Source organism: Chryseobacterium sp. TB1-D10 (assembly GCF_059803555.1).
Window position 1 is genome coordinate 207,488 of record NZ_JAPFHB010000008.1, and the last position, 13,581, is coordinate 221,068.

The 13,581-nt window shown below is 36.6% G+C and carries 11 protein-coding genes and 1 other RNA gene; 5 read left to right on the forward strand and 7 right to left on the reverse strand.

The features are described from left to right. Positions 1-3: 3 nt before the first annotated feature. Entirely contained in the window at positions 4-1,395 is a 1,392-nt protein-coding gene (locus tag OPU68_RS12720; protein ID WP_498474365.1) for a type III PLP-dependent enzyme domain-containing protein, read from the reverse strand. 145 nt (positions 1,396-1,540) lie between these two features. Between OPU68_RS12720 and OPU68_RS12725 the strand changes: the two genes are divergently transcribed. Then, a complete protein-coding gene (locus OPU68_RS12725) occupies positions 1,541-2,815 on the forward strand; it encodes a hypothetical protein (protein WP_498474366.1) in 1,275 nt (424 codons plus the stop codon). Here OPU68_RS12725 and OPU68_RS12730 read toward each other — a convergent pair. The 3 genes from OPU68_RS12730 to OPU68_RS12740 are packed head-to-tail and all read right to left on the reverse strand — an operon-like array spanning position 2,812 to position 4,217. Continuing rightward, complete coding sequence (locus OPU68_RS12730) at positions 2,812-3,444, reverse strand: thiamine diphosphokinase (RefSeq protein ID WP_498474367.1); 633 nt, start codon at positions 3,442-3,444, stop codon at positions 2,812-2,814. The genes OPU68_RS12725 and OPU68_RS12730 overlap by 4 nt on opposite strands. Position 3,445: 1 nt before the next feature. Beyond that, positions 3,446-3,640 (reverse strand): GldL-related protein, encoded by a 195-nt coding sequence (locus OPU68_RS12735; protein WP_379965942.1) that lies wholly within the window; start codon positions 3,638-3,640, stop codon positions 3,446-3,448. A gap of 4 nt (positions 3,641-3,644) precedes the next feature. Then, a complete protein-coding gene (locus tag OPU68_RS12740; protein ID WP_498474368.1) occupies positions 3,645-4,217 on the reverse strand; it encodes a cob(I)yrinic acid a,c-diamide adenosyltransferase in 573 nt (190 codons plus the stop codon). Between the two features lie 168 nt (positions 4,218-4,385). Here OPU68_RS12740 and OPU68_RS12745 point away from each other — a divergent pair, with 168 nt between their 5' ends. From OPU68_RS12745 to OPU68_RS12755, 3 genes are read left to right on the forward strand one after another with little or no spacing between them, the layout of a single operon-like run. Continuing rightward, positions 4,386-6,113: an ABC transporter ATP-binding protein gene (locus OPU68_RS12745; protein ID WP_498474413.1), complete on the forward strand. Its 1,728-nt coding sequence runs from the start codon at positions 4,386-4,388 to the stop codon at positions 6,111-6,113. After that, positions 6,106-7,062, forward strand: a complete 957-nt coding sequence (locus tag OPU68_RS12750) for a helix-turn-helix transcriptional regulator (RefSeq protein ID WP_498474369.1) — start codon at positions 6,106-6,108, stop codon at positions 7,060-7,062. The genes OPU68_RS12745 and OPU68_RS12750 overlap by 8 nt, the downstream gene beginning before the upstream one ends. A 5-nt stretch (positions 7,063-7,067) precedes the next feature. Beyond that, complete coding sequence (locus OPU68_RS12755) at positions 7,068-8,168, forward strand: linear amide C-N hydrolase (RefSeq protein WP_498474370.1); 1,101 nt, start codon at positions 7,068-7,070, stop codon at positions 8,166-8,168. A 93-nt stretch (positions 8,169-8,261) separates the two neighbouring features. On the opposite strand, the gene OPU68_RS12760 is transcribed toward OPU68_RS12755, so the two are convergent. From OPU68_RS12760 to OPU68_RS12770, 3 genes are all read right to left on the reverse strand, one after another. Further along, entirely contained in the window at positions 8,262-9,917 is a 1,656-nt protein-coding gene (locus OPU68_RS12760; protein WP_498474414.1) for a ribonucleoside-diphosphate reductase subunit alpha, read from the reverse strand. Between the two features lie 365 nt (positions 9,918-10,282). Next, positions 10,283-11,257, reverse strand: a complete 975-nt coding sequence (locus OPU68_RS12765; RefSeq protein ID WP_498474371.1) for a ribonucleotide-diphosphate reductase subunit beta — start codon at positions 11,255-11,257, stop codon at positions 10,283-10,285. A gap of 376 nt (positions 11,258-11,633) precedes the next feature. Further along, on the reverse strand, positions 11,634-12,449 hold the full coding sequence (locus OPU68_RS12770; protein ID WP_498474372.1) for a peptidase associated/transthyretin-like domain-containing protein: 816 nt from the start codon (positions 12,447-12,449) through the stop codon (positions 11,634-11,636). Between the two features lie 718 nt (positions 12,450-13,167). Between OPU68_RS12770 and ssrA the strand changes: the two genes are divergently transcribed. Beyond that, positions 13,168-13,566: a transfer-messenger RNA gene (gene ssrA, locus OPU68_RS12775) on the forward strand. The last annotated feature ends 15 nt before the right edge of the window (positions 13,567-13,581 follow it).

A 13,581-nucleotide genomic window follows, 5' to 3' on the forward strand; every position in this document is an offset into this window, starting at 1 on the left:
TTTTTAATATCCTAATAACTTGAGGACATCCTCAGGTTTTTGTTCTTCCCTAAACAGTTCATAAGTGAAATTTCCATCTTCGTCTTTATCAATCAAAATATGTTTTGGCTGAGGCATCAGACAATGGTGAACACCGCCGTAACCACCAATCGTTTCCTGATAAGCGCCTGTATGAAAAAATCCGATGTACAAAGCTTTTGTTTCATTGAAAACCGGAAGATAAATTGCATTGGTATGTTGTTCGGAATTGTAATAATCATCGGAATCACAGGTCAATCCACCAAGAAAAACCCTTTCATAGGAATCTTCCCAACGGTTAAGCGGCAACATTATGAAGTGACGGGAAATTGCCCAGGTATCAGGCAATGTTGTCATAAAAGATGAATCAATCATATTCCATTTTTCTCTGTCATTCTGACGTTTCTGAGAAATAATTTTATACAAATGCCCACCACTTTCGCCAACGGTAAAACTTCCGAATTCTGTATAGATATTTGGTTCTTCTACACCTTCTTCCTCACAGAATTTCTTGATTTGAGACACAATTTCGTTGACCATATACTGATAGTCATAATCAAAATTAAGTGATGTTTTGATTGGAAAACCACCACCAATATTAAGAGAATCCACTTCCGGCGCAATCTTTTTCAGTCTTGCATAAACGCGAAGACATTTGTACAATTCGTTCCAATAATACGCCGTGTCCTTGATTCCGGTATTGATGAAAAAGTGAAGCATTTTCAATCTCGCATTCGGATGTTCAGCGATTTTTTGACTATAGTATGGAATGATATCTTTGTATCCGATTCCTAATCTTGAGGTATAAAATTCGAACTTTGGTTCTTCTTCCGCCGCAATTCTGATTCCGATGTCAAAAGTTCTGTCGATGCTTTCTGTCAGCTTATCCAGCTCTCTGTAATTATCTAGAATTGGTGTGATATTTTCGAAACCGCTGTTAATCAGGTCAGAGATTTTTGCCAAATAATCGTCGGTTTTGAAACCATTGCAAATCACCTCAATATCTTTCGTTACTTTTCCTTTGTCATAAAGGGATTTCACGATGTCCATATCGTAAGCGGAAGATGTTTCCAGACTGATGTCATTCTTCAACGCTTCTTCTACAACGAATGCGAAATGGCTGGACTTCGTGCAGTAGCAATATCTGTAGGTCTTTTGGTAATCGTTCTTTTCAAAAGCTTCTTTGAACCAGAATTTTGCCCTTTCAATATTCTGAGAAATCTTTGGTAAATAATTGAACTTCAAAGGAGTTCCGAATTTTTCCACAACTTCCATCAGGTTGATATCGTGGAATTTCAGATTATTCTCTTCTACATTGAATTCTTCTGTAGGAAAATAAAGCGTTTGGTCAATTAGTTCAGAATATTTTATTTTCATTTCCGGCTAAAAAAAGTTAATTGTTTTACGGTACAAAAATGATGAAATAAACTGAATTTCTACGTTAATAATTCTATAAAAAATGATGATGATTTTTGTTGGCCGTTTGTTTATTATTTTTAAATTTAAATTCTAAAAAAACGCAATGAATTTATCAGAAATCAAAGAAGAATTAATAGAAAATTTAAAAGCTACAACTGAAACAGAAATTTTAGCAGGGAAATTGGAAAAGGTTTTTATACCTTGGTTTTTAGAAAAAACAAATTCTTCTGACAAAAACATTGAAGAAGTTCTAGAGGAACAACGGAAGATAATTTCTCATAATTTCATTCAGTTTTTAAAATTATCTGAAGTTAACAAACCTATTAATAGATTTTCTGAAGGTCAAAAATATCTTTCTGATTTAAACATAAAAATATCAGTAATAGATGAAGTTCACGAATTAATTCATTGGAGAGATTTCCGAGATTACACAAAAGACTACATCCACAACCAAGATGAAGTCAGAAGGTCTTTATCAAAACTCGCATCAAATTTTAAACCTGAACTTGATGAAATTTTTGATTCTAGTAACATAGAAAAATTTTGCAAAGAAAAGAAGGCAGAAATTTATTCTGAAATAGAATCTCTAAAAAAATCAATTGAAAGTTTTCCCAGAGAAATACAGAAATCGTTTATGATTTTAAGAGATAAAAATGAAGAAGTTAATTTGTTAGCAAATGAAGAAAATGCACTTCGCTTTTTTTACAGAATAATGCTTGACAAGGAATTGAGGAATAACTATGTTGAAATTCAGTCAATCCGTTTTTATTTGAAGGAGAATTCAAACCAACCAGAATCGCCCCTACCCCATTATTTAAAACCTAACCAAAACATTTTACCGAGATATTGGAGAAAAAATTTGAGCAAAATACTATCAGAAAAAATTCCAAACTTTAGTGGTGAAAAAAAACACTGGAGATTTGTTAAAAGTGCAAATAAGCTCTCAAGTATAGATTACTCTTATTTACTGGCCCTAAAAAGTGCTTTGAATTATCAGGAGGAAATCACAACAGATGACAACGAAATTTTCCTTGCACTTTCTGGTGGAATGATGGCAAGAATTTGTTTCCAGGAAAAAGCTTCTTTTATTGAAACCTTTCAGGAAAAAGAAGTAGAAATTTATTATCAAAAAAACGATAATCGTAACTATCAAACTCTTTATAGTTATGTTTCTATTGAACATCCAGATAGATGGTTTTTACTGACGAAAGAATTCGTGATCGAAATAGATTTTGAATCTGCACCAATACTTTTTGGCAATGCTTCTATTGCGGAAGTTGCAACAGCTAAACAAATTGAGGATATTGAGGAAGAAGAAAGAATTTCCCGAGAAAGAGTGGATGAGGAAAATGAAAAAAGCAGAAGACGATTTTATTAATTTCCAACAAAAATCAGCAAATCGCCTTCTTTATATTTGATATAAATTTCCTTATTCTCTGCAATATTCCGTGTTCCGATTCTTTCGCCGAGAATCAAATCTTCGTGATATAAAGGCCATTTTAATCCTTTGGTTTCGATGTTTTTAGCAATCGGAAAAGGCATTAATGAAATCATTTTGTCCTTCACATCAAAAATAGAGAATTCTTTTGAAATAAAATAATATGACGAATAATTATCAAAAAATCTGAGATTCAATTTATCTTTAAAGAAAAAAGCGACACTCAAATTACCAAGAAAATGGTCTTGCTCGCCTCCACTTGCTCCATAAACATCAATATTTTCAAAACTTTTTTCGATAATAATTTCTATCGCTTTATGAAAATCAGTTTTATTCTGGTCAGGCGTTTCAATAATTTCAAAATTGTCATTCTGAGCTTGACGAAGAATCTCATCATCAATTTTATGAGAATCGAAATCGCCGGAAATAAAATCCAATTTATCTAATGGAAAATTGAATTGCCTTAAATAATGAAAAGCGCCATCTGTACAAGCAATCAATTCATAATCAGACAGATTGGGAAATTCTTTCGGTGGTTCGCCGTTGATGAAAAGTAAGGCTTTTTTCATTTTATAAATCATTGGACTTTTTGGCAAAAAGCAAGTTATACAAAAGCAATAAACCGCCTATAATTTGTAAAAATAATCCAATTGCTAGCATTATATTTCCTGAAAACCCAAAAAGACTCCAATGCGTGATTTTGAAAAGAGCTCCGACCAGACAAACAATTAGTCCTATAATAAAAATCAAAACTGCGTATTTCATTCTTTTAACTTTTATCATTAGGATTCCAATATTCCTCAGATTCATTATTCAGTTTCGAAACATATCTTGCCAAAACAAAAAGATAATCCGACAAACGATTCAGATATTTGATGAGTTCCGCACGCACTTCTTCGGATTGATTAAGGAAAACCAAACTACGTTCCGCCCGTCTGCAAACCGTTCTCGCCACGTGAAGAAACGTCGATGCTTTTCCACCGCCTGGCAAAATGAAATACTGCAAAGGCTCCACTTTCTCTTCCATCGCATCCATCCAAGTTTCCAATTCTTCGATTTCTTTGTCCGAAATTACCAATGGTAATCTCGCTTTTCCATTGGCCAAAAACAATTTATCAATCGGTGTCGAAGCTTCGGAACCAACTGTAAAAAGATCAAATTGGATTTTTTTAAGTTGAATAATGACATCTTCGTCTTCAATGTGAGATTTTGCAACGCCGATGTTCGCATTCAGTTCATCGATGTTGCCGTAAGATTCTACTCTTGCGCTGGCTTTGGAGATTCTGCTTCCGCCGTAAAGTCCGGTTTCTCCTTTGTCGCCGGTTTTTGTATATATTTTCATTTCCTTCTTTTACGAAAGTTTAAAAATAAGATTTTGATTCGAAAATTATGTCATCATTAAATTTTATATTTTTCTTAAATTGCTGTAATGAAAAAGCCATTTCAAAAAACCACCAATCTCATTCATATTTATCAGCAGTTGCGACGCTTTATCAAGCCTTACCGAATGATGATTTTCGTGACTTTAGCTTTGACTTTCATCGGCGCATTGTTCGCTCAGGTCAATCCTTTAGTTTTGAAATATACGGTGGACGAAGTGACAAAACTGACGCAACTTCCCAATCCGATGAAGGAAGGAATTCACGTTCTGACCTTAATTTCAATCATACTTTTAGGAAAAGAACTGGCGAATATTTTCATTCAGTTTGGACAGAAATTTTATGGTGAAAAAATCAGGATTAATGTCAGTTCCGAACTTGCACAGGAAGCCATCAACAAAATCCTGACTTACCGAATCGCTTACTATAACGACGAAAACCACGAATCGGGAAAACTTCAAATCCGAATCGACCGAGGAATTGAAAGCTTAACGAAACTTGTTCAGAATTTTTTCATCGATATTCTTCCGCTTTTCTCAACGGCAATTATTGCGCTGATTGTGATGTATATGCAGAATATTTACGTCGGGTTGGTTTCAACTTTCGTGATTCCGATTTACTTTTATGTCACATCAAGACAGGCAAAAAAATTAGGAAACGTCAGACGAACACTCAGAAATCAGCGTGAGCAGAAAACGTCCGGACTTCTGAATTTGATTAATTCCATAATGGTCATCAAAAGTTTTGTCCGAGAAAAATTTGAAGGAAGCAAACAGTACAATCTTCAGATGAAGCTGATGGAAAACCAGCTTTACACAAGACGAACCAGTTTTATTTACGATGGTTTGAAAACTTTCATCGAGCAATTCGGCGTCGTTTTGATTATCCTTTTGACAGTTTATCTCGTGCTCGACCAGCAGATGACGATTGGTGCGATTATGCTTCACATTATGCTGTTCAACAACGTTTCTGCGCCTATTCGACAGCTTCACAGGATTTATGATGATATGAATGACGCGTTCATTTATGCCGAAGGTTATTTTGAAATTCTGAATGCCGACGAGGAAACCGAACCGAATGGAACCATCAACAATATCCCCATCAAAGGAAATTTCGAAATCAAAAATGTGGATTTCACATATCCAAACGGGATGAAAGCACTTCACAACGCTTCCCTTAAAATCGAAAATGGAAAAACGACCGCTTTGGTTGGACTAAGTGGCGCAGGAAAATCGACAATCATCAATTTGCTTTGTAAATTCTATGAACCAGATTCCGGCGAAATCCTTTTGGATGGGAATAATCTGAATGATTTTGATAATGACTTTCTGCGGGATGACCTTGGATTGGTACTTCAAAAAAATCACATTTTCAAAGGAAGCATTGAAGATAATATCCGTTATGGAAATCTTCACGCCACATTTGATGAAATAAAGGAAGCTGCGACGAAAGCTTATCTTCACGAACAGATTATGGATTTACCGGAAGCTTACAACCACGACGCCACGCAACTTTCCGGCGGTCAACAACAAAGAATTGCCATCGCCAGATTATTTTTGAAAAACCCACCGATTATTTTCCTTGATGAACCAACTGCCAGTCTGGACGCCATCGCAACGGAACAAATTAAAAATTCTCTTGATGCAATAAAACAAGGACGCACCGTTGTGATAATTTCGCATTCTTTGTCGCAGATTTTGGATTCGGATATGATTTATGTGATGAAAAAAGGCGCAGTTGTGGAAAATGGAACGCACGAAGAGTTGTACGAAAAAGACGGAACTTACCGTGAAATCTTCGATGCTTCCGCAAGAAGTCTGAATCTTGATAGATTGGTGAAAACGTATAAAGATGAATGAAGACCATTACATTAAAAAAATAGACCGCGTCACTTCGATTCTTGTGCAATTGCAGAGCAAACCGATTGTTCGGGCGCAGGATTTGGCAGATAAATTTGAAGTGAGTGTCAGAACTATTTACAGAGATATTAAAACTTTGGAAAATGCGGGCATTCCGATTTTTGGGGAAGCTGGTTCGGGTTATTCTTTGGTCGATGGTTACAAACTTCCGCCTGTGATGTTTACGAAAGAGGAAGTTCTCAGTTTCCTCACGGCAGAAAAACTGATGCAGAATTTCTCCCACGAAAGTCTCGGTTCTCATTACAATTCGGCGATGGAAAAGGTGAAATCTGTACTTCGAAATTCGGAGAAAAATTTGGTCACTGATATTGAAAATCAAATCAACATATATTCTTACCAGCCGGAAAAAACGGACTCGATTAAAAATATTATTCCGACCATTCTGGAAAGTATTTCTGAGAAAACGCAACTAAAAATCAATTATGAAAGTGCAAAAACCGAAGCTTCGGAACGAATTATTGAAGCGGTTGGGATTTTTTACGAATTCAATTATTGGTATGTGATGGCGTTTTGTACGATGCGGAAAGATTACAGGCAATTCCGTGTGGACAGGATCTTGAAAATCATTAAAACCGAAAATCCTTTTCATCAGGAATATGGAAAAGTCGCTGACTACAAGCAAAAATCGAATACGGAAAAAGTTCAGGTCAAACTTTTGGTCGAGAAGAAAATAATGCCTCACATTATGCACTCGATGAAATATTATGGCTGGATTGCCGATGAGGAAATGGAAAACGGAATGCTCCTGACCTTCGAAACGAGTTGGATTGATGAGGGTTTTCCGCGCTGGTTGATTACCTTTGCGGATTATGCTGAGATTATCGAACCGGAATATCTCAAGGATACGATATCCGATTTAATCCAAAATATTTCAAAAAAATTAAATTAAAAAATATGAAGTTTTTACTTTTACGAAGTTTTCTATTGATGACAATCGCCTATTCTACGGCACTTTCGGCGTGTTCCGCATTTCTGTTGCGGGGAAAGGACCATTGCGTGGTTGGTTTCAACGAAAACTGGAAAACGATGCCAGGAATGATTGTGGTAAACAAACGTGATGTTTTGAAAAGAAATATCAGCTGGGAAAATCTGACCACTGACAATTTGAATTCCAAAAAACAATGGACTTCGAAATATGGTTCGGTGACTTTCAATCTTTTGGGTTACGATTTCCCTTGTTATGGCGTGAACGAAAAAGGGCTTTTCGTGGTGGAACTTTACCTTGAAGAAACTTCGAAAGTTGTAAATCCAACGCAACCAAATATGTTCTGGGCGCAATGGATTCAGTATCAATTGGATAATTATAAAACTGTAAAGGAAGTCGTTGACAATCTGAACAAAGGTCCGAACATTGATTGGTGGCCTAATGCGCCGGGAAGTCATTTTTTCCTGACTGACGCCAAAGGTAATGCAACAACGATTGCTTTGCTGGACGGAAAATACAAAGTCCTGACTGACAAAGAAATGCCGATGCCACTTTTGTGCAACAACCAATATAAAAAAGATTTTGATAAAGCTAAGAAATTTGATTTTCTGGGAGGAAATGAGAAATTCGATTATGAAAAAAGTGGAAATTGGGACGACCGCTACAACCGTGCTTATTATATGCTTCAAAATTACAAATACGACGGAAAACCAGTAGATTACGCTTGGAATATTCTGAATTCTGTTCACGCAGGAGAATGGCAAACTGTGATTGATGCTAAGAATATGAACTTATTTTTCCGTTCAGATTTAAAGAAAGAAATCAAGAAAATTGATTTGACAAAACTTGATTTCTCGAAGAATTCTACGGTGAAATATCTGGATATTCATACCGATGAATTGGGCGAAGTGAATCAGGATTTCCAACCGTTGACATTAAGTAAAAATAATGAATATGTGGAAAAAGGATTTCCGATTGGTTATGACAACAAGGAATTTGGAACTTCGGAAACGTTTGAAAAACTGAAGGAAAATATTGTGAAATTCTTCACTAATATTTTACCAGAGTAATAAGTTTCCGTTTCCTTCACAATCAGACACAAAAAAACCATTTCGCTCTAAACGAAATGGTTTTATGTTTTTACTTTATTATTGTCTGTTCACTTACGCCTCACAAGCAGAGCAAGTCACAAAGTTGACCATCATCTCCTTAGAAACAGATGAACTTCTTTGGTAATACAAAGTTTTTACACCTTTTTTCCAAGCTTCGATCATCACGTAATTTACGTCTTTCACTGGCATTGTAGAAGGAATCTGCAAGTTAAGCGACTGAGCCTGATCGATATATTGCTGTCTTTGAGCCGCCTGAGAAACGATCTCCATTGGAGAAATTTCTCTAAATGTTTTGAAAACTGCTTTCTCATCATCAGACAAACCTTCAAGATGCTGTACAGAACCGTGGTTCAACATAATAGTTCTCCAGGTCTCTTCGTTATCAAGACCTTTTTCGTCAAGTAATTTCGCCAGATATTTGTTCTTACGCATAAAGTTTCCTTTTGCAAGACCAGCTTTGTAATAGTTAGAAGCAAATGGCTCAATTCCAGGAGAAGTTTGACCTAAAATTGCAGAGCTTGAAGTTGTTGGCGCAATAGCCATCAAAGTCGTGTTTCTCAATCCATAACCTTTCAGCATATCTGGTTCTCCGTAGATGTTCGCCAATTCTTTTGAAGCAATCTCAGACTGTTCTTTGATATGACGGAACGCTCTAGCATTGAACTGAGTCGCCTCGAAACTCTCGAACGGAATCATATTTTTCTGCAAATAAGAGTGATATCCTAAAACACCAAGACCTAAAGCTCTGTGACGCATTGCAAAATTTCTAGCTGAAGTCAAATAATAATTCCCTTCAGTTTTATCAATAAATTCTGAAAGAACCGCGTCTAAGAAGTAGATTGCCAATTTCACTGCATTCGTATCTTTCCACTCGTCGTATAATTCTAAGTTCATAGAAGACAGACAACAGATGAACGATTCGTTGGCCGTAGAAGGCAACATAATTTCTGAACAAAGGTTACTTGCGTTCACCATCAATCCAGAATCTTTGTAAACCTGAGGTTTGTTTCTATTCACATTATCCGTAAAGAAAATGTAAGGCAAACCTTTCTGCTGACGGCTTTCCAAAACTCTAGCCCAGATTTTACGTTTGTCTGCATCACCGTCGATCATATCCTGTATCCAGTAATCCGGAACGCAAACGCCTGTAAATAAGTTCTGGATTGGACTTCCAATATCTTTGATACTCAAGAATTCCTCAATATCACCGTGGTCGATGTCAAGATAAGCTGCAAACGCACCTCTTCTTACACCGCCTTGCGACACCACATCCATCGCAGTGTCATATAATTTCATAAAAGAAACTGCTCCGGAAGATTTTCCGTTGTCTGTCACTGCAGTTCCTCTGTTTCTTAATTCTCCAAAATAACCGGAAGTTCCACCACCTATTTTCGTCTGCATAATGACCTCGCCCAACTTGTGCGTGATGCCTTCGATATTATCCGGAACGTGAACATTGAAACATGAGATCGGCAAACCACGCTGCGTTCCCATATTCGCCCAAACAGGAGAAGAGAAACTGATCCAGCCTTTCACGATCATTTCTTTGAAAGCCGGTTGCAATTCCGGTTTGTAAAGACGTTTTGCTGCCGCCGTTGTAATACGGTCGATTGCGCCATCTACAGTTTCACCTTTCAAAAGGTAGCCTCTGTTCAACATTTGTTCAGACTCTTCGTTGAGCCACCAGATATCTATATTTTCGTCCATCATAACTTTTTATTTTTGGGAATTAGCAACTTATTAATTTTATTTTGGCGCCTTTATCCGTCTTCCGCTCCCGCTTTTTTCTGTCATTGCGAATGACGTGAAGCTATCCATTTGAACATTTCCACATCGCAATGCCAGAAAAAGAGCTCCACTCAAGCCAGGGCGCGCTTCGCCATTTTTGACGATTTCACATAAAAAAGAAAACTCCAAGAATTAAAAACATTTCTCAAAATTTTCTTTTTTTTTAAGTGAAATTTTCACTTGTACTTTCATTTGTTATCCCACAGAATAACAATATATTTTCTTATAAACTACCCCGTCAAAAATTCTTTGAATTTTCGCCACCCCTTCTGGGAAGGGGAATTTTAAAACAAATCGTTCGCAGTGATCGACTTATCGTGTTTCGTATAATCTACTGGACGTTTTGCGAAGAAATCATCCATAGAGTTGGCGAAAACTTCTTCTTCAAACCAAACCATGGGGCGGTAATCTTCCGGCGAAATATTATATCTGGTTTTCATTCCGATTTTCTTCAAAGAGTCATCTACTCTGTATTTCATGAAATCGAGAAGATTTTTCTTGGAAACATTGTCCAATTCGCCTTGTTCGAAAATCCAGTCCAGGATGTTGGATTCCATTTCGATAGATTCGTCCACCAAGTCATAAATAGCTTCGATATCAGCATCGTTCAACAATTCCGGTTGTTCTTCACGGATTTTATTAATCAGATAAATTCCGCCGTTTGCGTGGATCTGCTCATCGATAGAAGTCCAAGCGATGATGTTGGAAACGTTTTTCAAATAACCTTTGAATCTCGTGAACGACAAAATAATCGCAAACTGACTGAACAACGAAACGTTCTCAATCAAAATACTGAACAACAATAATGAAGAAACGTAAGCTTTCTGATCATCAGAATTGGCGTGTTTCAGCATTTTTCCAAGATAATCGATTCTGTCCTTTACGGCTGGAACATTCACAACGTCCAAAAAGTCATCATTGTAACCTAAAACTTCCAACAATCTTGAGTAAGCTTCGGAATGGCGGAATTCGCATTCTGAGAAGGTTGCGCCAAGACCGTTAAGTTCCGGCTTTGGAAGGTGGTTGTAAAGATTCCCCCAGAATGTTTTTACATTAACCTCGATCTGAGCAATTGCAAGCAAAGCATTCTTCACTGCGTTTTTCTCGTGAGGTTCTAACTGTGACTGGAAATCCTGAACATCGGCTGTAAAATCCACTTCGGAATGTACCCAATAAGACTTGTTGATCGCCTCTACAAATTGCATTACTTCCGGATATTCAAAAGGTTTGTAGCTTATTCTTTTATCGAAAATTCCCATTATCAGCCGTATTTATCAGTTTATTTAAAATTCTATGAAAAGATGTGATTTTGTAACAGAATATTTCTGCTGGAGAAATGTGTTACCTATCTTCTAAAGTGATTACAAAAATAGAAATTGAAGTCTACAAATGAAAGGGCAAAATGCGGAAATGAGTCAAAAAACTGACAATCATCTGTAAAAGTTTTCCACATTATGTTAAAAGGTGGATGGATAGGGATTTTCTGATAAAAGGTAATTCAATAAGACTAATAAATTGTCTGATTAAAATTAAACGACCAATTAAAAACACCAATATTAAAAGGCTAATCCAGCTAAACAATTGATAATTTAATATTATGTTAAATGAAAATAGTAGTGAAAATGGTTAAAAATATTAACCTTCAGAAACTTTCTTTGAGAAGTTATGCGTCTTGATGTATTCTTCAAAAGCAAGTTTAAGTTGGGATTCTATCGCAACCTTATTAAAATTGTTCCTGTAATTCTTGGAAAGTCCTCGAGATTCGTCTGCATAAGCCAGAAAAATATCAAAGTCATACTCGTCCAAACCATAGCTTGTATAATAATCCAGATTCACAACTGCTTTTACGCGCTTGTAAAACTCCTGCTTCTCGGAATAGTTGGCTGTGGTTTTTGGAGATTGCGTTGATTTTCCAATCAAACCTCCGATTGCGCTTGCCAATTTCACAATATCCATTTGTCCTGCGGAGAGATTTGGCTGTTGGAAAGAAGAAGGTACTGTGGCTTTTGGTGCAACGCCGTTTGGTGCTGTTTTCATATAAAGATTCATTACGCTGTTTAACGCAACGACTTTTGGCGGCGGATTGAGTCTTGAAACGTCTTTTTTCAAAATTCCGGTTGGGCGGAACGTGAGTTTTACTTCTTCTATTTCCTGAGGAATGGTGAATAGTTTCACGTCTACGCTTTTGGAGAAACTGTTTGCATTTACGGTTAGATTTTTTCGTTCGTAGCCTTGCCTTGCTATTCTGAGTTCGTCTGAAGTTTTGGCAGCGATGACAAAGTTTCCCATAAAATCCGAAATCACAACCTGATCTGTACGAAGATTGACAATGCTGGCGTTGGGTAATTTGTCGCCATTCTCATTGGAGATATTTCCCATCACATATTCTGACTGGGAAAATGTCTTGATGAAGAAAAGAAATATGATGAGCGACAGTAATTTGATTTTCACGGATTCTACGTTTTGTGCAAAATTAATTCTAATTGGCTGAGATATTATCTGCAATGGATTTTTGACGTGATAGTTTAACCGACTTTAAGGAGTTTTGTGATTTTTTTTGAAATTGTGTGTTTTGGTTTTGTTAAAATTTTTCTGAGAAGTTTTTTTTTAAAACGCAAAGTCCGCAAAGATTTTTTTGTTGATATTGAAAATATTTTGAGTTTCGCAAAGGTACTTCGACAGGCTCAGCATAAACTTTAAACTCAGCAAAGGGTTTGGAATCTCGTTAATTTGGCAGATTATGCAGATTTTTTGAACGCAAAGTGCACTAAGTTATTTTATCATTGTTGAAAATATTTTAAGTATCACAAAGGTACTTTGACAGGCTCAGCATAAACTTCAAACTTAACAGAGATTTAAGATATATTTTCTTGTAATTTAAATTTTTGATCAAATGTCTAAACAAAGCCACAATGTTGATCCTGGCGAAGCTGAGTAAGGGATGGTAGTGGAAATCATTTTTGTCTTTGTTGAAATTGTCTTTCGTAGACTAAGGGTGAATGACAAAAAGATTGTAGCGGACAGCCCGACCCGAGCGGTGGGAAAAGCATGGCGAGGGATACGCCTAAATAATTATAAATTATAAATGATGAATTATAAATGATAAGTGATGATTGGAATTGGATTAGTAAATTAATTTGTTGTAAATTTGTTGTCTTATTTTAAAATTGGGGTTGACTGGTTTCGACAGCAAGGTCAATGTGTAAGTAAGCATGCAGAGAACCGTAGCGCGATCTCTTAAATCCCTTGCTACACACTTTTAACTGGCAACGAAGAGTTCGCTCTTGCAGCTTAATCCGAATCATAGTAGGATCCAGCGCTTTCCCGAAGATAGTAAGGAAGCAAGATGTCTCACAAACGCTCTGTTCTGCGGCGTTTGATTCTGGGGCATAGCAATGCAGAAATAAGTCTCGAGAAACTTCGGCTCGGGATCGAAAATTTTAGAAGATAAGGTTTAGGTTGGGTGTTTGCTCTCTGCCTGAGCTCGAAAATCAATAGCGAAATAAGCATGTAGAAATCTTATGTATTGCTTGTTTGGACGAGGGTTCGAATCCCTCCAACTCCACTTTACAAAACAAAACCC

Excerpts from the sequence above, each read along its gene's own strand:
- OPU68_RS12740 (WP_498474368.1), bottom strand. The coding sequence starts at position 4,217 with ATGAAAATATATACAAAAACCGGCGACAAAGGAGAAACCGGACTTTAC.
- OPU68_RS12735 (WP_379965942.1), bottom strand. The coding sequence starts at position 3,640 with ATGAAATACGCAGTTTTGATTTTTATTATAGGACTAATTGTTTGTCTG.
- OPU68_RS12725 (WP_498474366.1), top strand. The coding sequence starts at position 1,541 with ATGAATTTATCAGAAATCAAAGAAGAATTAATAGAAAATTTAAAAGCT.
- OPU68_RS12720 (WP_498474365.1), bottom strand. The coding sequence starts at position 1,395 with ATGAAAATAAAATATTCTGAACTAATTGACCAAACGCTTTATTTTCCT.
- OPU68_RS12730 (WP_498474367.1), bottom strand. The coding sequence starts at position 3,444 with ATGAAAAAAGCCTTACTTTTCATCAACGGCGAACCACCGAAAGAATTT.
- OPU68_RS12755 (WP_498474370.1), top strand. The coding sequence starts at position 7,068 with ATGAAGTTTTTACTTTTACGAAGTTTTCTATTGATGACAATCGCCTAT.
- OPU68_RS12765 (WP_498474371.1), bottom strand. The coding sequence starts at position 11,257 with ATGGGAATTTTCGATAAAAGAATAAGCTACAAACCTTTTGAATATCCG.
- OPU68_RS12750 (WP_498474369.1), top strand. The coding sequence starts at position 6,106 with ATGAATGAAGACCATTACATTAAAAAAATAGACCGCGTCACTTCGATT.
- OPU68_RS12760 (WP_498474414.1), bottom strand. The coding sequence starts at position 9,917 with ATGGACGAAAATATAGATATCTGGTGGCTCAACGAAGAGTCTGAACAA.
- OPU68_RS12745 (WP_498474413.1), top strand. The coding sequence starts at position 4,386 with ATGATTTTCGTGACTTTAGCTTTGACTTTCATCGGCGCATTGTTCGCT.